The organism is Neorhizobium turbinariae (assembly GCF_023223505.1).
In the GTDB taxonomy this organism is placed as follows: Bacteria; Pseudomonadota; Alphaproteobacteria; order Rhizobiales; family Rhizobiaceae; genus Neorhizobium; species Neorhizobium turbinariae.
In genome coordinates this window covers 161,057-180,832 of the sequence record NZ_JALPRY010000003.1, presented here as the reverse complement: position 1 = coordinate 180,832, position 19,776 = coordinate 161,057, and the positions used below count along the sequence as shown (strand labels likewise).

Here is a 19,776-nt window from a genome sequence, read left to right as displayed (position 1 = left end):
CCCCACGAGTTTTCCGGCGGCCAGCGGCAGCGCATCGCAATCGCCCGGGCGCTGATGCTCGACCCCAAGGTGATCGTCGCCGACGAAGCGGTCTCGGCGCTCGACGTTTCGATCAAGGCGCAGGTCTGCAACCTGCTTCTCGACCTGCAGCAGAGCCTCAACCTCGCCTTCCTGTTCATCTCGCACGACATGGCGGTGGTGGAACGGGTGAGCCATCGGGTGGCGGTGATGTATCTGGGCGAGATTGTCGAAATCGGCCCACGCGCGGCGGTGTTCGAAAACCCGCAGCACCCCTATACCAAGAAGCTGATGGCCGCCGTTCCGGTGCCGGATCCCTCCCGCCGGCGCATCAAGCGAAACATGTCGACCGACGAGATCAAGAGCCCGATCCGTCCGGTGGGTTATGTCCCGCCGGCACGCGAATACCGCGAGGTTTCGCCCGGCCACGTCGTGCAGGTGGCGTAAGCGCTCCCGGCTCTCCGGTTCGCCGGGGAGCCTTCTTCCTGTCGGGATGCGCTGATAAGCGAGAAACGTGAGATCCGGCGGCGCATACGGGAAGCCGCGTGTCTTCAGCTGATCGAGGACGATCCCCTAATCTGAGAATCCAGCCCAAGGGCTGGATCCCGGCCTCCAGGGTGGCGCAGATGGCGCGCCATGACGTGATGGCGCAGGTGGTGGCTGATGCGCTTCGACAATCTTGGGTTCACCCGCCTCGCCGTTTGACAGCCTCTCCGAAATCGTGGCAGCAAACGCGCAGAGGAGAATTCTGCCATGGCAAAACGGTCCGATGCCCAGGGACGGCTTGACGATGCGGCAAGGGCCGGCTGGCTCTACTACGTCGCCGGCCGAACGCAGGACGAGATCGCCGCGGCCATGGGCATCTCGCGCCAGTCGGCGCAACGGCTCGTGTCGCTCGCCATGGCCGAACGGCTGATCAAGGTCCGCCTCGACCACCCGATTTCCGCCTGCCTTGAACTTGCCGATGCGCTGCGCGAAAAATATGGGCTGAAGCATGTGGAAGTCGTGCCGAGCGACCCCGCGGGCATGTCGAGCACGGTCGGAATTGCCGAGGCAGGCGCTGCCGAGATTGAACGCTGGCTGAAGCGCCCCGACCCGATCATCATCGCGATCGGCACGGGCCGCACCCTGAAGGCCGCCGTCGACCAGCTGCCGCCGATGGAATGCCCGCAGCACCGCATCGTCTCGCTCACCGGCAATATCGGGCCGGACGGCTCGGCCGCCTTCTACAACGTCATCTTCTCGATGGCCGACGCGATCAAGGCGCGGCATTTCCCGATGCCCCTGCCTGTTCTCTGCTCATCTCCGGAGGAGCGCGAAACGCTGCACGACCAGGCGCTGGTGCGCTCGACGCTGGCGCTCGGCGCGCAGGCCGATGTCACGTTTGTCGGCATTGGCGAGCTCGGTGTCGATGGCCCCCTTTGCGTCGATGGCTTCCTCGCCAAGAGCGAGATGCAGAAGCTCATCAAGGAAGGGGCCGCCGGCGAGATCTGCGGCTGGGTCTATGACCAGCAGGGCGTGCTTCTTGCCAACTCCGTCAACGATCGCGTCGCTAGCGTGCCGATCCCGTCGCGCGAGACTTCCTCGGTCATCGGCATCGCCCAGGGGCGCAAGAAAATCCCCGCACTTGCCGCTGCCTTGAAGGGTCAGCTCATCAACGGCGTGATCACCGACGAAGCAACCGCTGCGCAACTGCTCAAGCACTGAGCAAAAATTCTTCTTCAACATCATCATCTTAGCCGCGCGCGCCGCAGCGCAGCGACGAATCCCCGTTGACTTTTACGCCGAGTGCACGAGTATTTGCCCACGAGCAAAGCGAATGCTCGATATTCATCTTCTCGGGAGGAAGATATGACATTGAAGACGATTTTGCTGGGCGCATGCTCGGCCATGGCCGTTGCCGGCTTTTTCTCCACCCAGGCCTCCGCTGAAACCCTCACCATCGCGACCGTCAACAACGGCGACATGGTGCGCATGCAGGGCCTGACCTCGGAATTCACCAAGGCCAACCCGGACATCGAGATCAACTGGGTCGTTCTGGAAGAAAACGTCCTGCGCGAACGCGTCACGACCGACATCGCCACCAAGGGCGGCCAGTACGACATCCTCACCATCGGCAACTACGAAGTGCCGATCTGGGCAAAGCAGGGCTGGCTCCTGGAGCTGGACAAGCTCGGCGACAACTACGACGTTGATGACATGCTGCCGGCGATCCGCGGCGGCCTCACCGTCGAAGACAAGCTTTATGCGGCACCATTCTACGGCGAGTCGGCGATGATCATGTATCGTACCGACCTGTTCGAGAAGGCCGGCCTGAAGATGCCGGAAAACCCGACCTGGGATTTCATCGGTGATGCAGCGCGCAAGATCACCGACCGCTCGACCGGCGTCAACGGCATCTGCCTGCGCGGCAAGGCTGGCTGGGGCGAGAACATGGCCTTCATCACCGCCATGACCAACTCGTTTGGCGGCCGCTGGTTCGACGAGCAGTGGAACCCGCAGTTCGACCAGCCGGAATGGAAGGAAGCGCTGCAGTTCTACGTTGACCTGATGAAGGACGCCGGCCCGCAGGGCGCTTCCTCCAACGGCTTCAACGAAAACCTGACGCTCTTCCAGCAGGGCAAGTGCGGCATGTGGATGGACGCCACCGTTGCGGCTTCCTTCGTGTCCGATCCGAAGAACTCGACGGTCGCCGACAAGGTCGGTTACGCGATCTTCCCGAGCAAGGAAGGCGTCGACAACCACGGCAACTGGCTGTGGTCGTGGAACCTTGCTGTTCCGGCATCCTCCACCAAGGCTGATGCGGCACAGAAGTTCATCTCCTGGGCTACCAGCAAGGAATACACCGAGCTCGTTGCATCCAAGGAAGGCTGGACCGCTGTTCCTCCGGGCACCCGCACCTCGCTCTACAACAACGAGAACTACAAGAAGGAAGCTGCCTTCGCAGCTCCGACGCTCGCTGCCATGCAGGCTGCGGATATCACCAAGCCGACCGTGAAGCCGGTGCCCTACACCGGTGGCCAGTTCGTGGCGATCCCTGAGTTCCAGGCGATCGGCACCAATGTCGGCCAGCTCTTCTCGGCCGTCATCGCCGGCCAGTCGACGGTGGAAGACGCGCTTGCCCAGGCACAGACGGCAACCAGCCGCGAAATGCGCCGCGCCGGTTATCCGAAGTAAGCGATCCGGATCGTGATCCCTCCTCTCCCCGTTCGCGGGGAGAGGAACGAGGCCCGACCAAGGGGCTTCCAAGATCGCGGCAACCGCCCTTCCCGGATGGGGAGACGGCAAAGGCCGCCCTGCAACGGCAAACACCTCGCTCAAAGAAGATCAAGAATGACGGCTCGGGGAGGGCATCGATATGGCAACGCATAACACCAAGACGTTGGCGCGCCTGATGATGGCGCCGTCCGTCTTGCTTCTCCTGGTCTGGATGATCGTGCCGCTGGCGATGACGCTGTGGTTCTCGTTCCAGAACTACAACCTGCTCAGCCCCGCGAACGTGAACTTCGCAGGCTTCCTCAACTACGAATTTTTCTACACCGACCCCGCCTTCTTCCAGTCGATCTGGAACACGCTGGTCATTGTCTGCGGCGTGCTGTTCATCACCGTTGTCGGCGGCATCGCGATCGCGCTCCTGCTCGACCAGCCGATCTTCGGCCAGGGCATCGTCCGCATCCTGGTCATCTCGCCGTTCTTCGTCATGCCGCCGGTCGCGGCGCTGATCTGGAAGAACATGATCATGCATCCGGGCTACGGCGTTTTTGCAGACATCGCCAACCTTCTCGGCCAGCAGCCGATAGACTGGTTTGCGCAATACCCTCTGTTTTCGATCGTCATCATCGTCGCCTGGCAGTGGCTGCCGTTTGCGACGCTCATCCTGCTCACCGCGCTGCAATCGCTCGACGGCGAGCAGAAGGAAGCGGCCGAAATGGATGGGGCAAATTTCTTCAACCGCTTCATCTATCTCGTGCTCCCGCATCTGGCCCGCGCGGTGACCGTGGTCATCCTGATCCAGACCATCTTCCTGCTGGGCGTCTATGCCGAAATCCTCGTCACCACCAATGGCGGCCCCGGTTACGCCTCCACCAACCTCGCCTTCCTGATCTATCGCACCGCGCTTCTTGGCTATGACGTCGGCGGCGCATCGGCAGGCGGCATCATCGCAGTCGTGCTCGCCAACATCATCGCCATCTTCCTGATGCGCGCCGTTGGCCGGAACCTGGATTGATAGGAGAAGACAATGGCTCGTGCCGTCACCACCAGACACAAGGTCACCGCGACCGTCTTCGCCTGGATCGTCGCGCTCATCATCTTCTTTCCGATCCTCTACACGCTCGTCACGAGCCTGAAGACGGAACCAGAAGCGATCGCGGGCTTCAGCCTTATCCCGTCCGGCACCTTCGAAAACTACATCACGGTGCAGACCCGCAGCGATTACCTGAAGCCGTTCACCAACTCGGTGATCCTTTCCGTCGGTTCCACCATCCTCGCGCTCATCATCGCGATCCCCTCCGCCTGGGCGATGGCGTTCTCGCCGACCAAGCGCACCAAGGACATCCTGATGTGGATGCTCTCCACCAAGATGATGCCCGCGGTGGCCGTGCTCGTGCCGATCTACCTGCTGTTTCGCGATTTCGGCCTGCTCGACAGCCGCATCGGCCTCACCGTCATGCTGACCCTCATCAACCTGCCGATCGTGGTGTGGATGCTCTACACATACTTTCGCGAAATCCCGGGGGAGATCCTGGAAGCGGCGCGCATGGATGGTGCAGGCCTGTGGCAGGAGATCGTCTATGTCCTGACGCCGATGGCGGTGCCGGGCATTGCCTCGACGCTCCTCCTCAACATCATCCTCGCCTGGAACGAAAGCTTCTGGACGATCCGGCTGACGACCACCAATGCAGCGCCGCTGACGGCCTTCATCGCATCCTTCTCCAGCCCGCAGGGCCTGTTCTGGGCGAAGCTCTCGGCAGCTTCCACCATGGCAATCGCCCCGATCCTCATTCTCGGCTGGTTCTCACAGAAACAACTCGTTCGCGGCCTCACCTTTGGCGCGGTTAAGTAAGGAACAGGGACATGGGCAGCATCACGCTCCGGCAGGTGTCGAAGGTTTTCGGCGAAGCTAAGGTCATCCCCTCGATCGACCTTGAGATCAATGATGGCGAATTTGTCGTGTTCGTCGGCCCCTCGGGCTGCGGCAAGTCCACGCTACTGCGGCTCATCGCCGGGCTGGAAGATGTCTCGGGTGGCCAGATCCTGATCGACGGCAAGGATGTGACGCAGGCGGCACCGGCCCAGCGCGGCCTTGCCATGGTTTTCCAGTCCTACGCGCTCTACCCGCATATGAGTGTCAGGAAGAACATCGCCTTCCCGCTGAAGATGGCCAAGATGGACCAGGCCGCGATCGACCGGAAGGTCGAGGCTGCCGCTAAGGTGCTGAACCTCACCGACTACCTGGAGCGCCGCCCTTCGCAGCTCTCCGGCGGCCAGCGCCAGCGTGTCGCGATCGGCCGCGCGATCGTTCGCGAACCCTCCGCCTTCCTGTTTGACGAACCGCTGTCGAACCTCGATGCGGCGTTGCGCGGCACGATGCGGCTGGAGATCAGCGACCTGCATCATCAACTCAAGACGACGATGATCTACGTCACCCACGACCAGGTCGAGGCCATGACCATGGCTGACAAGATCGTGGTTCTGAACCGCGGCAATATCGAGCAGGTGGGCTCGCCGCTGGAGCTCTACAAGACGCCGCGCAACCTCTTCGTCGCCGGCTTCATCGGTTCCCCGCGCATGAATTTTATCGACGGCGCTTACGCCCAGTCGAAGAACGCCAAGACCGCGGGCATCCGGCCGGAACATCTTCTGCTTTCAAGGGACAACGGCACATGGCGCGGTACCGTGAAGGTCGCTGAGCACCTGGGTGCCGATACTTTCCTGCATCTGGATGTCGATGGCATCGGCCAGGTCACCGCGCGCTGCGACGGCGAGTTCCGTGCCCACCACGGCGATGTGGTCTACCTGACCCCGGACGAAAGCAAGCTGCACCGCTTCGACGACAAGGGAATGGCGCTCCAAGCCTGATCGGCGCGCCGCACTGGAGTAAAGACAATGACTGTGAAGCTTTCGCTGGCGAGCTTGAATGACGCTGCAGCCACCGCTGCCGTGCCGGCTTATGACCCGAAGAGCCTGACGCCCGGCATCGTGCATTTCGGCGTCGGCAATTTCCACCGCGCCCACCAGGCAGTTTATCTTGACGACCTGTTCAACACCGGAAAGGCGCATGACTGGGCGATCATCGGCGCGGGCGTCATGCCATCCGATGCAGCGATGCGCGACAAGCTGAAGGCGCAGGATTTCCTCACCACCGTTGTCGAACAGGACAACAACAAGACGGCAGCCCGCATCACCGCGCCAATGGTCGACATCATTGCGCCCGACGACAAGGCGGCGCTGGTTGCAAAACTCGCCGATCCGGCAATCCGCATCGTCTCGATGACGATCACCGAAGGCGGTTACTTCATCGATGCGGCCGGCAACTTCAATCCGAAGCACCCCGCCATGGTCGAGGATGGGGCCAACCCGACCAACCCGAAGACGGTCTTCGGCCTCATCATCGCCGGCCTGCGCCTGCGGCGCGAGCGCGGCATCTCGCCCTTCACCGTCATGTCCTGCGACAACATTCCCGGCAACGGGCATGTGACGGAGAACACGCTCGTTGGCCTCGCCAAGCTTTCTGATCCCGACTTCGCGCAGTGGATCCACGACAACGTCGCATTCCCGAACTCCATGGTGGACCGCATCACGCCCGCCACCGGGCCGCGCGAACTCGATATACTGCGCCAGGAATTCAACATCGACGACAACTGGCCGGTGTTCTGCGAAGAGTTCAAGCAGTGGGTGATGGAGGACAAGTTCCCTGCCGGTCGTCCGCGCCTGGAAGAGGTCGGCGTCCAGTTCGTGCCGGACGTCGCACCCTATGAGTTGATGAAGATCCGCATCCTGAACGGCGGCCACGCAGCAATCGCCTATCCAGGCGAACTCCTCGACATCCACTTCGTGCACGAGGCGATGGAGCACCCGCTGATCCGCGCCTTCCTCGCCAAGCTCGAGAAGGAAGAGATCATCCCGATCGTGCCGCCGGTGCCGGACACAAAACTCGACAAATATTTCGACCTGATCGAGCGCCGCTTCCTCAACCCGAAGATCGGCGACACCATTCCGCGGCTCGCGCAGGACGGTTCCAACCGCCAGCCGAAGTTCATCCTGCCTTCGACCCGCGACCGGCTGGCGCAGGCCAAGGACATCGTCGGCCTGTCGCTCGTCTCGGCCCTGTGGTGCCGTTATTTCGCAGGCACATCCGATAGCGGTCGCCAGATCGTGTTCAACGACGCAAGTGCGGAAAAACTGCACGAGGCGGCGCTCAAAGCCAAGGATAACCCGGATGCCTTCCTTGCCTTCGATGAGATCTTCGGCGAGGTTTCGTCGTCCGCCCTGTTCCGGGAGCGTTTTGCGCATGCGCTGAAGACGCTCTGGACGGAAGGCACGGCAAAGACGCTGCAGCTTTACCTGGCTGACCAGCTCGTCAGATAAGGGAAGCGTTCGGCGTGGCTAGCAGTGGACATCTGGTGATCTTCGATTGCGACGGGGTTCTCGTCGATAGTGAGCCGGTGTCCGTGCGCGTCCTCGTCAACGCCCTGCGCCGCAAGGGCGTGGATATGGATGAAGCGGAGGCCTACCGCCGCTTCCTCGGCCGCAGCCTGGCCACCGTGACCAAGACGATGAGCGAAGAGTTCGGCATCGAGGCCGATGAAGCATTCCTCGATGACATGCGCCACGACCTCTACCGCGAGTTTCGCGCCGAGCTGAAACCCGTCACAGGCATTTCCGAGGCTCTGGACGCACTCGATGTCCCACGTTGCGTCGCCTCGTCGAGCCAGCCGGAACGTATCCGTCTGTCGCTTTCCGTCACCGGCCTGCTCGACCGGCTGGAGCCGCACATCTTTTCGGCTTCCATGGTCGCCAAGGGCAAGCCGGCGCCCGACCTTTTCCTGCATGCCGCCGAAACCATGGGCGTCGCGCCTGCCCATTGCATCGTCATCGAAGACAGCCCTGCCGGCATCGAGGCCGCCAAGCGCGCGGGGATGACGGTCTTTGCCTTTACCGGCGCCTCGCATGCCTGCGTTCCGGGTTACCGCGAACGCATCGAATCCCTGTCCCCCCATGTCGTGTTTGACGCCATGGCGGATTTGCTCCACCTTGTGCAAAAGCATATGGAAGGCGGGAACAAAAGCATGCCACAGCAGGCCTAACGGCTCTGGCGGCATCGGCGGATTGTCCGAGGGACGGGAAACAAGACTGAATGCGTGATCACCTCGTTGCGGTCGATGTCGGCACGGCCAGCGCCCGCGCCGGCGTCTTCGATGGCAAGGGGCAGCTGCTTGCCAAGGCCAAACACCCGATCCGGATGTTCCGGCCCAAGGAAAATCACGCCGAACATGATTCCGAAGACATCTGGGCCGCCGTCTGTCGCGCTGTGAAGGACGCGATGGCTGACGCCGGCTTAAGGCCCGACCAGGTTGCCGCGATCGGTTTCGACGCCACCTGCTCGCTCGTCGTCCGCGATCGTGACGGCCTGCCTCTCACCGTCTCGACGACCGGCAAAGCGAACCAGGACACGATCGTCTGGCTGGATCACCGTGCAATCCGCGAGGCGGACGAGCTTTCGGCGACCGAACACGAGGTTCTGCAGTTTTCCGGGGGATCACTGTCGCCGGAAATGCAGATCCCCAAGCTGATGTGGCTGAAGCGCGCCCTGCCCCAGAGCTGGGCCCAAGCCGGTTATTTCTTCGACCTCGCCGACTTCCTCACCTGGAAGGCCACGGGTTCGCCCGCGCGTTCCCGCTGCACCCTGACCGCCAAGTGGAATTACCTCGCCCACCAGGCGCCCGGATGGCGTGGTGATTATCTGGCACAGGCGGGGCTCGACGACCTGCTCCACAAGGGCAACCTGCCCGTCGAAACCATCGCTTGCGGCGCAACCATCGGCCGGTTGAGCGCGCAGGCGGCGAGCGAACTTGGTCTGGACATTCAGGTCGCTGTAGCGCCCGGCTTGATCGATGCCTATGCCGGAGCCTTTGGTGCCCTTGGCGGCGCATCCGGTGATCGTCTTGAATCGAGCGTCGCGCTGATCGGCGGCACGTCGAGCTGCATCGTCGCCTTTGCCAGGGATCCCAAGCCGGGCCGCAGTCTCTGGGGACCGTATTTCGAAGCCGTGCTGCCGGAACATTGGCTCGTCGAGGGCGGGCAGTCAGCCGCGGGCGCCCTGCTCGACCACATGGTGCTGATGCATGCGGCAGGCGGCGAACCGACTGCCGAACTGCACGAGCGGATCATTTCCCGCGTGCGGGAACTGCAGGCTGAGACAGACGGCGACATCGCCCCTGACCTGGCGATCCTGCCGGACTTCCATGGCAACCGATCGCCGCTTGCTAACCCGCGCGCCACCGGCGTCATCAGCGGCTTGACGCTCGACACCTCCTTCGACGGGCTCTGCCGCCTTTACTGGCGAACCTGCGTTTCCGTCGCGCTCGGCATCCGCCACATCCTGGATGCGATGGCGGGTTACGGCTATCGGTTCCAGACGCTGCATGTCACCGGCGGGCATGTGAACAACCCGCTGCTGCTCGAGCTTTATGCCGATGTCACGGGTTGCCGTGTGGTGATCCCGGAAACGCGCGATGCCGTGCTTCTCGGAACCGCCATGGCGGCAGCCGTCGCCGGTGGCGTGCATCCGTCGTTGTTCGAGGCAGGCCAGGTGATGGATCGCGGCGGCCAGGAGCGGCAGCCGGATCCGGGCCGCAAAGCGCAATACGACCGGGATTATCGCCGGTTCCTGGCAATGGTTCGCCACCGCGAGGAGTTGCGGGCTTTGGCCTAACGCGGCTAACCGACGCGGCGGAAACCTTCGCTCGCCACCAGCAGCTGGCGGGTATATTCGGCCGAGAATTCACGCCGCTTCAGCGCTTCCACCGGCACCGTCTCGACCACCTCGCCCTGGCGCATCACCGCAAGCCGGCCGCACATATGGCTGATGACGCCAAGGTCGTGGCTCACCATGATGAAGGTAAGGTTGCGGTCGCGCCGCGCCTGTTCGAGCAGGTTGAGGATTTCCGCCTGGATCGAGGCATCAAGTGCCGATGTCGGCTCGTCGAGCAGCAGGATCTTCGGCTCCAGGATAAGCGCCCGTGCGATCGCAATGCGCTGGCGCTGCCCGCCGGAAAGCTGGTGCGAATACCGGAAGCGGAAGCCCGAGCCCAGCCCCACCTCGTCCAGCGCCCGGTTGATGCGCGTCTCTACATCCGTATAGCCGTGGATCGCCAACGGTTCGAGCAGCAGCCGGTCGACCGTCTGGCGCGGATGCAGGGAGCCGTAAGGATCCTGGAACACCATCTGGACGGTGCGATAGAAATCCTTGTCGCGGGCGCGGTTGGAATAGTCGCGCCCGTTGACCGTCAGCCTCCCCTGCTGGAAGGGGACGAGCCCGGCGATCGCCCGCAGCAGCGTCGATTTGCCTGAACCGGATTCTCCGACGATGCCAAAGGACTCGCCTTCCGCGACGTCGACGCTCACACTGTTCAGCGCCTTGAACTCGTGGAAGGACACGGTCATGTCGCGGGTGGAAACAGCAGAACTCATAGCGCCCACTCCGGCTTGCGGTCGAGCACCGGCAACGGATGCCGGTCGGAATCGATGGTCGGCAGGCAGTTGAGCAGGCCGCGCGTATAAGGATGCTGCGCATCGGCCAGATTGGCGGAGGGAAGCTCCTCAACGATGCGCCCGCCATACATCACCAGCACGCGGTCGCAGAAGGACGACACAAGCCGCAGGTCATGCGAGATGAAGATCAGGCCCATGCCGCGGTCGGCCACCAGTTTGTCGAGAATGCTGAGGACTTCCAGCTGCACCGTCACGTCGAGCGCCGATGTCGGCTCGTCGGCGATCAACAATTCCGGGCCACAAACGAGCATCATGGCGATCATCGCCCGCTGCCCCATGCCGCCCGAAACCTCGTGCGGATAAAGGTTGAAGACGCGCTGCGGATCACGTATCTGCACCGCCTCCAGCATCGCAAGCGCACGCTCCCGGGCTTCCGTCGCCGAAACCTTTTCATGCGTCTTCAGCGTTTCGACGATCTGGCGACCGATGGTCATCACCGGATTGAGCGAATATTTCGGGTCCTGCAGGATCATCGCAACCCGTTTGCCGCGCAGGTCGCGCCGCTCGCGAGCTGGCATGGTAAGGAGGTCACGGCCGCCGAAAGAAAGCGTCTTGGCGGTGATCCGCGCATGCCCCGGCGTCAGCCCCATGATGGCGCGGCCGGTCTGCGATTTGCCCGAACCGGACTCGCCGACGATGCCCAGCCTTTCGCGGCCGAGCGTGAAGGAAACGCCGCGCACCGCCTGCACCTCGCCCGTCCGTGTCGGAAAGGTGACGCGAAGATCTTCGACGGAAAGGAGCGGAGGAACCGAACCCATCATCATTGGCCGGCCTCCTTCGGATCAAGCGCGTCGCGAAGTCCGTCACCGAGCAGGTTGAAGCCGAGGCTGACGATCAGGATCGCAAAACCCGGCATCGCGGCGACCCACCACTGGTCGAGAATGAAGCGGCGACCGGACGCGATCATTGCGCCCCATTCCGGCAGCGGCGGCTGCGCGCCAAGCCCGAGGAAACCGAGGCCAGCGGCGGTCAGGATGATGCCCGCCATGTCGAGCGTGACACGCACGATCAGCGACGAGGTGCACAGCGGGATGACATGGCGAAGCACGATGCGGAAAGGCGAGGCACCCATCAGCTTCACCGCCGCAATGAATTCCGAATTGCGGAAGGTCAGCGTTTCGGCGCGCGCGATACGTGCATAAGGCGGCCAGGAGGTGACGGCGATCGCGAGAATCGCGTTTTCGATGCCGGGGCCGAGGGCGGCGACGAGCGCAAGCGCCAGCACCAGCTTCGGGAAGGCAAGAAAAATGTCGGTGATCCGCATCAGCACCGCATCGACCCAGCCACCGGCATAACCGGACACCGTCCCGACGATAAGCCCGATCGGCGCCGCAATCACTGCCACGAGCACGACGACAAGCAGCGTCAGCCGCGAGCCATGCAGCAGCCGCGAAAGGATATCGCGGCCCTGGTCGTCGGTTCCGAGCAGGTAACCTTCCGACCCCGGCGGCAGCAGGCGGGCGTTGCGCAGGTCGCCGACAACCGGATCATGCGGAGCAAGTACGCCGGCAAAGGCTGCCACGAAGAGAAGCAGGATCAGGATCGCGAGACCCAGCAGCGCCAGCCGGTTTTCGGCAAACCGGCGCCAGACGATATAGGCCCGTCCGAGCCGGGCCTGGCGGCGCGAACTCGGCCGGTCAGAGAGGAGCCAGGCACGGCTATAGGGCTTCAAGGTGGTGGTATCCGCGTTGCTCATCGGCTGCGCGTCCTAGGATCCAGTGTCCGATAAAGAAGATCGGAGAAGATGTTGATGCCGACGAAGACCGCCCCGATCACCAACGTTCCGCCAAGCACCGCGTTCATGTCCGCATTCTGCAGCGAATTGGTGATGTAGAGGCCAAGTCCGGGCCAGGAGAAGATGGTTTCGGTTAGGACCGAGCCTTCGAGCAATCCCGCATAGGAAAGCGCGATGACGGTCACCAGCGGCACAGCCGCATTGCGCAGCGCATGGAACCAGATGATCCGGGTTTCGGAGAGACCCTTGGCGCGGGCTGCGACGATGTATTCCTGGCTAAGCTCCGTCAGCATGAAGGAGCGGGTCATGCGGCTGATATAGGCGAGCGAGAAATACCCGAGCAGCGCGCCGGGAAGGGCGATATGGCGCCACAGGTCCCAGACGACGTCCCACTGCCGCTGCACGATGGCATCAAACAGGAAGAAGCCGGTCATCGGCGTGAATGTGTATTCGTAGACCACGTCGATGCGGCCCGGATAGGCAACGAGGCGCAGCTGCGCGTAGAACACCACAAGCGCCAGCAGCCCGAGCCAGAAGATCGGCACCGAGTAGCCGATCAGGCCGATGATGCGCACGATCTGGTCCGCGATCGAGCCGCGTTTGACGGCCGCCAGGACGCCGAGCGGGATGCCGAGGATCGAGCCGATCAGCGTGCCGATCGTGGCAAGCTCGATCGTCGCGGGAAACACGCGGCGAATGTCCTCCAGCACCGGATTGGTGGTGAGGACAGAGGTGCCGAAATTGCCGGTCAGCGCCTGCTTCACATAAAAGAAAAACTGCTGGTAGAGCGGCAGGTTGAGGCCAAGCTCGATGCGGGTGCGCTCAACCACATGCGCCGGGGCGCGATCGCCCACAATGGCCAAGACCGGGTCAATGGGAATGACCCGGCCAATGAAAAAAGTCACCACGAGCAAGCCGAAGATCGTCGTCAGTGCTGTGACGGCGAAACGCAGAAAGCCCATGGCGGCGGATGATGCGCGGCGTCGATTGCGCCGCGTCACCACCGATGAGTCCGAAAGAGTCAAAGATACGCTCCGGGTTTCTATTCCTTCGAAACCGTAGACAGAAGGTTCGTGTCGAAGCTCGGGCCGAGCTTGTAACCCTTGACGTCAGCGCGTACCGCAGCGACTTCCGTCTGCTGGAATACGATCACGAACGGTCCGGTTTCCAGCACCTGCTTCTGCAGGTCCTGGTACATGGCACCGCGCTTATCGGCATCACGCTCCAGAAGGGCTGCCGCCGTCTGCTTCGTCAGCTCCGGAATGTCCCAGGCATTACGCCAGGTGAGCGGCTTGGCCGCAGCGTCGTCGGCATTGTTCGGGTTGGCCGCAAAGGTATCGGCGTTGGAATGCGGATCCCAATAGTCCGTGCCCCACTGGCCGATATAGATGTCGTGGTTGCGGGCGCGGTACTTGGTCAGCGTCTGCTTGCCGTCACCGGGGATGATGCTGAGCTTGACGCCGGCCTGGGCGAACGTCTGCTGCACGCTTTCGGCAATGCCCGTCACCGGCTGCGTGTTGCGCACGTCCATCGTCACTTCGAACCCGTCCTTGAGCCCTGCCTTTTCGAGCAGTTCCTTGGCCTTGGCCACATCGAGCTTGTACGGGTTGCTGTCGAGCGAACCGAGCATGCCCTTCGGCAGGAAGGTCTGGTGGATTTCGCCGATGCCCTTGATCAGGGTCGCGCCGATCGCGTCGTAGTCGACGAGATACTTCAGCGCCTCGCGAACTTCAGGCTTTGCCAGCGTCTCGTTCTTCTGGTTGAGGCTGAAGTAATAGACGGTGCCCTTCGGCGCGCTGTCGGTGGTGATGTCCTTGTTCTTGGAGATCGCGTCCAGATCACCCGGCTCAAGGTTACGGGCAATGTCGATATCGCCGTTCTCGAGCGCCAGGCGCTGGCCCGAGCTTTCCTTCATGTGACGATAGATGGCGCGCTTTACCTTCGCCTTCTCGCCGTAATAGTTGTCGTTGCGCTCCAGGACGAGGATTTCGTTGGCGCGCCACTGCATCATCTTGAACGGGCCGGAGCCGGCATAATTGGTCTTCAGCCAGCCGTTGCCGAAGTCGCCGTCGGTCACATGCTGCTCAACGAGCACCTTGTCGACCACCGACGCGACGTTCGCCGTCAGGCAGTTCAGCACGAAGCTCGGAGCATAGGGCTTGTCGACCGTGAATACGAAGGTCGACGGGTCGGTCGCCTTGGCCTTTTCGGTCACGTTTTCGGCGGTCAGGCCGAACTGGGTGAGGATGAACGCGGGCGACTTGTCGAGCTTCACCGCACGCTCGAAAGAATAGGCGACGTCGTCGGCCGTGATCGGGTTGCCGGACGCGAACTTGAGGTCCGGCTTGATCTTGAACGTGTAGGTCAGCGCATCGTCGGAAACCGTCCAGCTCTCGGCGATACCAGGCGAAACCTTCGAGGTGTCGGAGATGTCGAGGTTGACGAGGTTGTCGTAGGTGTTGCCCGTGATCTCGCCTGCGGAGATCTCGAAGGCTTCACCCGGATCGAGCGAGATGATGTCGTCGATTGCCCAGGCGAGCACGACCGTATCCTTCGGCGTGGCGGCATAGGCCTGAGGAGCGGCCGCCACCATGATCGACAGCGCAGCGGCGGTCGTCAGGAGACGGAATCGTCCCGTGAATGTGTGGAGCATGGTCTGAATTCCCCTTTTGGTTCTTTGGACCCATGGGGAAATCCGCACCTTATTCGTGCCAGGCTTTCCCCAAGACTCTGAGCCAGTTATCCCGGCAAAGCTTCCTTAGTTCGTCCGTACCGTAACCATCACTTTTGAGGGCTGCAACCAGAATTTGATTACCGGAAGCATCCTGAATCTCTTCGGGAATTGAAGCTCCGTCGAAGTCGGATCCAAGCGCCACGTGATCGATGCCCATGCATTCCACCATGTAGTTCACGTGGCGGATCATGTCCGAAATCGGCGTGGCGACATTGTCGCGTCCGTCGTCGCGCAGCATGGTGACGGCATAGTTCAGTCCGACGATCCCGCCGCTTTCCTTCACGGCATCGAGCTGCTTGTCGGTGAGGTTGCGGGCGACCTGCGTCAGCGCATGCGCGTTGGAATGGCTGGCGATCAGCGGCTGGTCGGTGGTCTTGGCGACATCCCAGAAGCCCTTTTCGGTGATGTGCGCAAGATCGATCGCAATGCCGAGCCGGTTGCAGGCCTTCACCAGTTCAAAGCCACGGTCGGTGAGACCCGGTCCGGTATCGGGCGACATCGGGAAGGCGAACGGCACGCCGTGGCCGAAGATGTTGTGGCGGCTCCAGACCGGTCCGAGCGAACGCAGGCCAGCGGCATAGAAGGTTTCGAGGTTGTCCAGATCGTCATCGATCGCTTCACAACCTTCCATGTGGAGAACGGCTGCGAAGATTCCCTCGTCCATGGCGCTGCGTATGTCAGCCGTCGAACGGCAGATCCGCCAGCCGCCTGCCTGCTCCAGCCGATAGGCGATGGCCGCCTTTTCGAGCGCAATCGTCAGCGACGGCAGGTGGTCGAGCGGCGCCGACAGCGGCGTTACGTAGTGGCCGTTCGCATCCGGCTCCTTCAGAACCAGGTCGCCGGACGGGATGTAGATGGCGCAAAGCCCGCCGGCGAGGCCACCCTTCTTCGCCCTCGGCCCGTCGATATGGCCGTTGGTCGTTCCCTCGATAAACTCCGCAATCGGGTCACCGCCGTCCTTGGCAGTCCGCCAGAGCCGCAGAAGGACATCGTTATGGCCGTCGAACACCAGTTCCATGCGTTATTCCCGATTGTGTGAGATTTCCCTGAGGTGAGTGGCGCCGATCCTAATCGACGCGACCCCATCTGCAAGACCAAAACGGCATGGCGCCATCCTCAGGCAGTCCAGGCGCCCTCGCCTGCCCGCGATAGGAGCGGTGTCCTGAATACGCCGACGACGTGCGAGCGCCATTCCGGCCCGACCCGGTCGAGCTTGTCATGCCAGCGCTCCGACTGCAGCATCGCCGCGCCTACCACCACGGGCTCGATGCCGAGCGACCGCATCAGCGACAAGCCCGAGACGATCGAGGTACCGCTCGAGATCACGTCATCCACCAGCGCCACGCGCTTGCCCTGGATCAGCGGCAGCATGCGCGGATCGACATAAAGCCGCTTCTGTTGCTCGGGCGTGGTGATGGAAGAAAGCGGCACGGAAAGCTCTTCCTCGTACCAGAACTTGCGCGAGGTACCGAGCGGCACATAACGCGCAAATCCGAGATAGCGGGCAACGGCGGCGGCAAGCGTCAGCCCCAGCGTTGGCAGGCCGACGATCACTTCCGGGCGAAACGCGGCCAGCTTGGGCGCAAGGCTGGCGGCCAGCGCATCCTGAACATCAAAGCTCGCCTGGTTGATGATGAGCGATGCCAGCGCATGCTCACCGTCCGCCAGCGGCCGGATCGGCAGGCGGATCTGCCTGCCGTCGTCCAGCACGGCCGGATAGAAACCGGAAAAGGGTCCGGAGGTCGCGAATGTATCGGCCGGATGAACCTCCTGCCAGAATTCATGCGGCTGCATCGGCTTCCCCTATTCCAGCACGTCCAGGATCGGTGTTTCCATCACCTTGCCGGTCACCACGTCGGCAATGCCCCGATCGGTCTGGTGCGGGCCGAGGTTGCAGGCAAGCGTTGCCCCGAAGCAGGCCTTGAAGATCAGGTAAGGCGGCTGCCACTCGACGACCTTGTCCATGGCCGAACGGATGGCGCGGAAGCCTTCCGCGACCTTTTCCATCGGCGCGTCGGAGACGAGGCCCGAAAGCGGCAGCGGAAGAAGCTCCACCACCTTGCCGCCGATGACGACGGCCATGCCGCCGCCTGCCTTGATCACGGCATTGGCGGCCGCCGCCATGTCGACGGGATCGGAGCCGAACACCGTGAGGTTGTGGCTGTCATGGGCCAGCGTGGTAGCGAACGCACCCTTCCACGTGCCCCAGCCGGTCAGGAACCCAAGACGGGTGCGGGTGTCGGCGCGGCCGTGGCGGTGGGTCACGGCGATCAACGTCGTGCCCTCCGGGGGTACCACAAAACCATCGACGACATCCGCATCCGTTTGCCCCCACTGAGTGAATCGCGGACGATCGATCGTCGCGATCCGAACCCTCTTGCCGCTGCTCTTGAGTTTGAAGTCCTCAGGCGTCAGCGGCGCAAGCTTGACCGAACCTTCGAGCAGCGAAGGGTCGGTCGCGCGCAGTTCCACGGTCATCTCGCCGGACTTGGCGATCGGCGTACCGCTGGCGATCACCTGGCGCGCACGGAAATTCTCAAGGTCCTCGAAGAGGACGATATCGGCGCGACGTCCGGCAGCGATGAGGCCAAGGTCGGCGCGGCCGATGCGCACCGCTGCATTCAGCGTCGCCGCCTGCAGCGCCCATTCGGGCTTCATGCCGTAACGCACCAGCCGGCGCACGACATCATCGAGCGCGCCGCCCGCAACGAGGTCATCCGGGAAGACGTCGTCGGTGCAGAGCGTCACGGTCGATGGCAGATGTCCGAGCCGGTTCAGCGTTTCGACGAATTCCGGCAGAAGGTGGTCATGAGAGCCGCGGAGCTCGATCGTCAGGCCCGCCCGCAGCTTCTCCATCAGATCATCACCCGACACGAGCTCATGGTCGGAGGTGACGCCGGCGGTGATGAAGGCGGCGAGATTCGGTCCGGTCAGGCCGCGGGCGTGGCCGCAGACCAGCTTTTCGGACACGAGCGCCGCCTGCACGATGTCGCTGATGCGACGTTCGCGGGAAATTACACCGCGCATGTTCATCACTTCGGCGAGCCCGCCGATCTTCGGCCAGAACAGCATCTCCTCGATGATCGCGGCATCGAAATCTGCGCCGGCAACTTCCAGGCCCGGTGCCGAGGGCACGCAGGACGGCGCCAGCACAACGGCGCGAAGCGGCAGCGGCTTTACCGCTTCCAGTGCCCAGGCGACCCCCTCCACGCCGTGCACGTTGCCGAATTCATGCGGATCCCAGACCACGGTGGTTACGCCGCGCGGCAGCACCGCGCCGGCATAGGTCGCCGGCGTCACCATCGAGCTTTCGACATGCATGTGCGTATCGATGAGGCCAGGCGACAGGAAGGTACCGGTGGCATCGATGATCTCGGCCGCATCGGACCGTGAACCGGCTTCATGGACGCTCGCAATCAGCGGCCCGACCAGCCCGACATCGGCCGCCCGTCGTTCGCCGGTCACGACGTCAACCAGCGTCCCGCCCTTGATCAGGATGTCGAACGGCCCGTCTCCACGTGCCGCCGTGACAGCCCTGTCCCGGAAAGCCGGCTCGGTGAACTCCTGCACCGTCTTAATGATGTTCCTCACCAACTTGCCTCCGCCCGCAATGTCTCAAGAATGATTGTCTTCGCCTTCGCCGCATCGATCGTCGCGCCAAAGGACGCATTGAACGTCCCGCGCCCGGGACGCACCTCCACCACCGTCCGGCCACGGGTCAGCGTGCCGCCAAGTTCCACGTCGATCCTGGCTTCCCGCCACGCCACAAGCTCCGGATGAGCGAAGGCAACGGCGGCAACCGCATCATAAAGCGCCATGGCCGGGCGGCCGCTCTTGGTGGCAATTGCCACGAAGCCGGCGAGCAGATCCCCCAACAGCTCGGCATTGCGCCCGCCTGCTTGCCGCACCGGGACAACATCCTCGGGGCTGCACACAACCTGGCGGCAAAGGTCGAGATCGATCATCCGGAACGGGATCTTCTGCGCCAGCACGATCGCCAGCGCCTCCGGGTCAGCAAAGGCGTTGAATTCTGCGGATGCGGTATGATTGCCGCTCGTCACCCCGCCACCCATCCAGGTGAGGTCGGTGATCCTTGCTGCAAGATCCGGCCGGGCCAGGGCAACGGCGGCAATATTGGTGAGCGGACCGAGCGCCAGGATGCGGCGCTCGCCTTCGCCCTTTTCGAGCCAGGCGCACAGCGCCTCGAAAGCATCAGCGCTAAAAGTCTCTTCGGCCTCGGGCAAATGTTTGCCTGCACTCGGCATGCCAGCATCGCTCAGCACATGGGTTGCGGTTTCGAGCCGGCCCAGGACCGGCATTTCGCGTCCAGCGTGGATCGGGAACGGCCAGACGAAGGCGGAGGCAGCGCCCGCGGCATTGCTGCGGACGCGCGCCAGCGGCGCATTGCCGAAGACAAGCGACACACCTTCGATGGACAGGCCCGCATGCGCCGCGACCATGATCGCGGCGATGTCGTCAAAGCCCATGTCCGTGTCGATCCAGATGGCCATGG

General features: G+C 63.0%; 18 protein-coding genes. 9 read left to right on the top strand and 9 right to left on the bottom strand.

Going from position 1 to position 19,776, the window contains the following annotated elements; genetic code table 11:
- The 9 genes from M0654_RS02980 to M0654_RS02940 form a co-directional block, all read left to right on the top strand.
- Nucleotides 1-465 (top strand): oligopeptide/dipeptide ABC transporter ATP-binding protein (locus M0654_RS02980; protein WP_248681761.1); only part of this gene is annotated, 465 nt, incomplete at its 5' end.
- Between the two features lie 306 nt (nucleotides 466-771).
- Complete coding sequence (locus M0654_RS02975) at nucleotides 772-1,725, top strand: sugar-binding transcriptional regulator (protein ID WP_118850534.1); 954 nt, start codon at nucleotides 772-774, stop codon at nucleotides 1,723-1,725.
- Between the two features lie 144 nt (nucleotides 1,726-1,869).
- Nucleotides 1,870-3,195, top strand: a complete 1,326-nt coding sequence (locus tag M0654_RS02970) for an ABC transporter substrate-binding protein (protein WP_118850535.1) — start codon at nucleotides 1,870-1,872, stop codon at nucleotides 3,193-3,195.
- Between the two features lie 181 nt (nucleotides 3,196-3,376).
- A complete protein-coding gene (locus tag M0654_RS02965; protein ID WP_118850536.1) occupies nucleotides 3,377-4,246 on the top strand; it encodes a carbohydrate ABC transporter permease in 870 nt (289 codons plus the stop codon).
- 12 nt (nucleotides 4,247-4,258) lie between these two features.
- Nucleotides 4,259-5,083, top strand: coding sequence for a carbohydrate ABC transporter permease (locus M0654_RS02960; protein ID WP_118850537.1), 825 nt, complete (start codon nucleotides 4,259-4,261; stop codon nucleotides 5,081-5,083).
- Nucleotides 5,084-5,094: 11 nt separating this feature from the next.
- Complete coding sequence (locus M0654_RS02955) at nucleotides 5,095-6,099, top strand: ABC transporter ATP-binding protein (RefSeq protein WP_118850538.1); 1,005 nt, start codon at nucleotides 5,095-5,097, stop codon at nucleotides 6,097-6,099.
- 27 nt (nucleotides 6,100-6,126) lie between these two features.
- A complete protein-coding gene (locus M0654_RS02950; protein ID WP_248681760.1) occupies nucleotides 6,127-7,608 on the top strand; it encodes a mannitol dehydrogenase family protein in 1,482 nt (493 codons plus the stop codon).
- A gap of 14 nt (nucleotides 7,609-7,622) precedes the next feature.
- Nucleotides 7,623-8,327, top strand: coding sequence for an HAD family hydrolase (locus M0654_RS02945; RefSeq protein WP_248681759.1), 705 nt, complete (start codon nucleotides 7,623-7,625; stop codon nucleotides 8,325-8,327).
- A gap of 50 nt (nucleotides 8,328-8,377) precedes the next feature.
- Nucleotides 8,378-9,955 (top strand): FGGY-family carbohydrate kinase, encoded by a 1,578-nt coding sequence (locus M0654_RS02940; RefSeq protein WP_248681758.1) that lies wholly within the window; start codon nucleotides 8,378-8,380, stop codon nucleotides 9,953-9,955.
- A gap of 5 nt (nucleotides 9,956-9,960) precedes the next feature.
- Here M0654_RS02940 and M0654_RS02935 read toward each other — a convergent pair whose 3' ends face one another.
- From M0654_RS02935 to M0654_RS02895, 9 genes are all read right to left on the bottom strand, one after another.
- On the bottom strand, nucleotides 9,961-10,713 hold the full coding sequence (locus M0654_RS02935; protein WP_118850542.1) for an ABC transporter ATP-binding protein: 753 nt from the start codon (nucleotides 10,711-10,713) through the stop codon (nucleotides 9,961-9,963).
- A complete protein-coding gene (locus M0654_RS02930; protein WP_390919492.1) occupies nucleotides 10,710-11,552 on the bottom strand; it encodes an ABC transporter ATP-binding protein in 843 nt (280 codons plus the stop codon). Before M0654_RS02930 ends, M0654_RS02935 begins: the two co-directional genes overlap by 4 nt.
- Nucleotides 11,553-11,554: 2 nt before the next feature.
- Nucleotides 11,555-12,490, bottom strand: coding sequence for an ABC transporter permease (locus M0654_RS02925; RefSeq protein ID WP_248681757.1), 936 nt, complete (start codon nucleotides 12,488-12,490; stop codon nucleotides 11,555-11,557).
- Nucleotides 12,487-13,491: an ABC transporter permease gene (locus M0654_RS02920; protein WP_390919490.1), complete on the bottom strand. Its 1,005-nt coding sequence runs from the start codon at nucleotides 13,489-13,491 to the stop codon at nucleotides 12,487-12,489. Before M0654_RS02920 ends, M0654_RS02925 begins: the two co-directional genes overlap by 4 nt.
- A gap of 80 nt (nucleotides 13,492-13,571) precedes the next feature.
- A complete protein-coding gene (locus M0654_RS02915) occupies nucleotides 13,572-15,182 on the bottom strand; it encodes an ABC transporter substrate-binding protein (protein ID WP_248681755.1) in 1,611 nt (536 codons plus the stop codon).
- A 49-nt stretch (nucleotides 15,183-15,231) separates the two neighbouring features.
- Nucleotides 15,232-16,281 (bottom strand): dipeptidase, encoded by a 1,050-nt coding sequence (locus M0654_RS02910; RefSeq protein WP_248681754.1) that lies wholly within the window; start codon nucleotides 16,279-16,281, stop codon nucleotides 15,232-15,234.
- A 98-nt stretch (nucleotides 16,282-16,379) separates the two neighbouring features.
- Entirely contained in the window at nucleotides 16,380-17,057 is a 678-nt protein-coding gene (locus M0654_RS02905; protein ID WP_248681753.1) for a phosphoribosyltransferase, read from the bottom strand.
- Between the two features lie 9 nt (nucleotides 17,058-17,066).
- On the bottom strand, nucleotides 17,067-18,854 hold the full coding sequence (locus tag M0654_RS02900) for an adenine deaminase (protein WP_248681752.1): 1,788 nt from the start codon (nucleotides 18,852-18,854) through the stop codon (nucleotides 17,067-17,069).
- The gene (locus M0654_RS02895; protein ID WP_248681751.1) at nucleotides 18,851-19,774 is read right to left on the bottom strand and encodes a nucleoside hydrolase; all 924 of its coding nucleotides are present in this window, start codon (nucleotides 19,772-19,774) and stop codon (nucleotides 18,851-18,853) included. The genes M0654_RS02900 and M0654_RS02895 overlap by 4 nt, the downstream gene beginning before the upstream one ends.
- Nucleotides 19,775-19,776 lie beyond the last annotated feature (2 nt).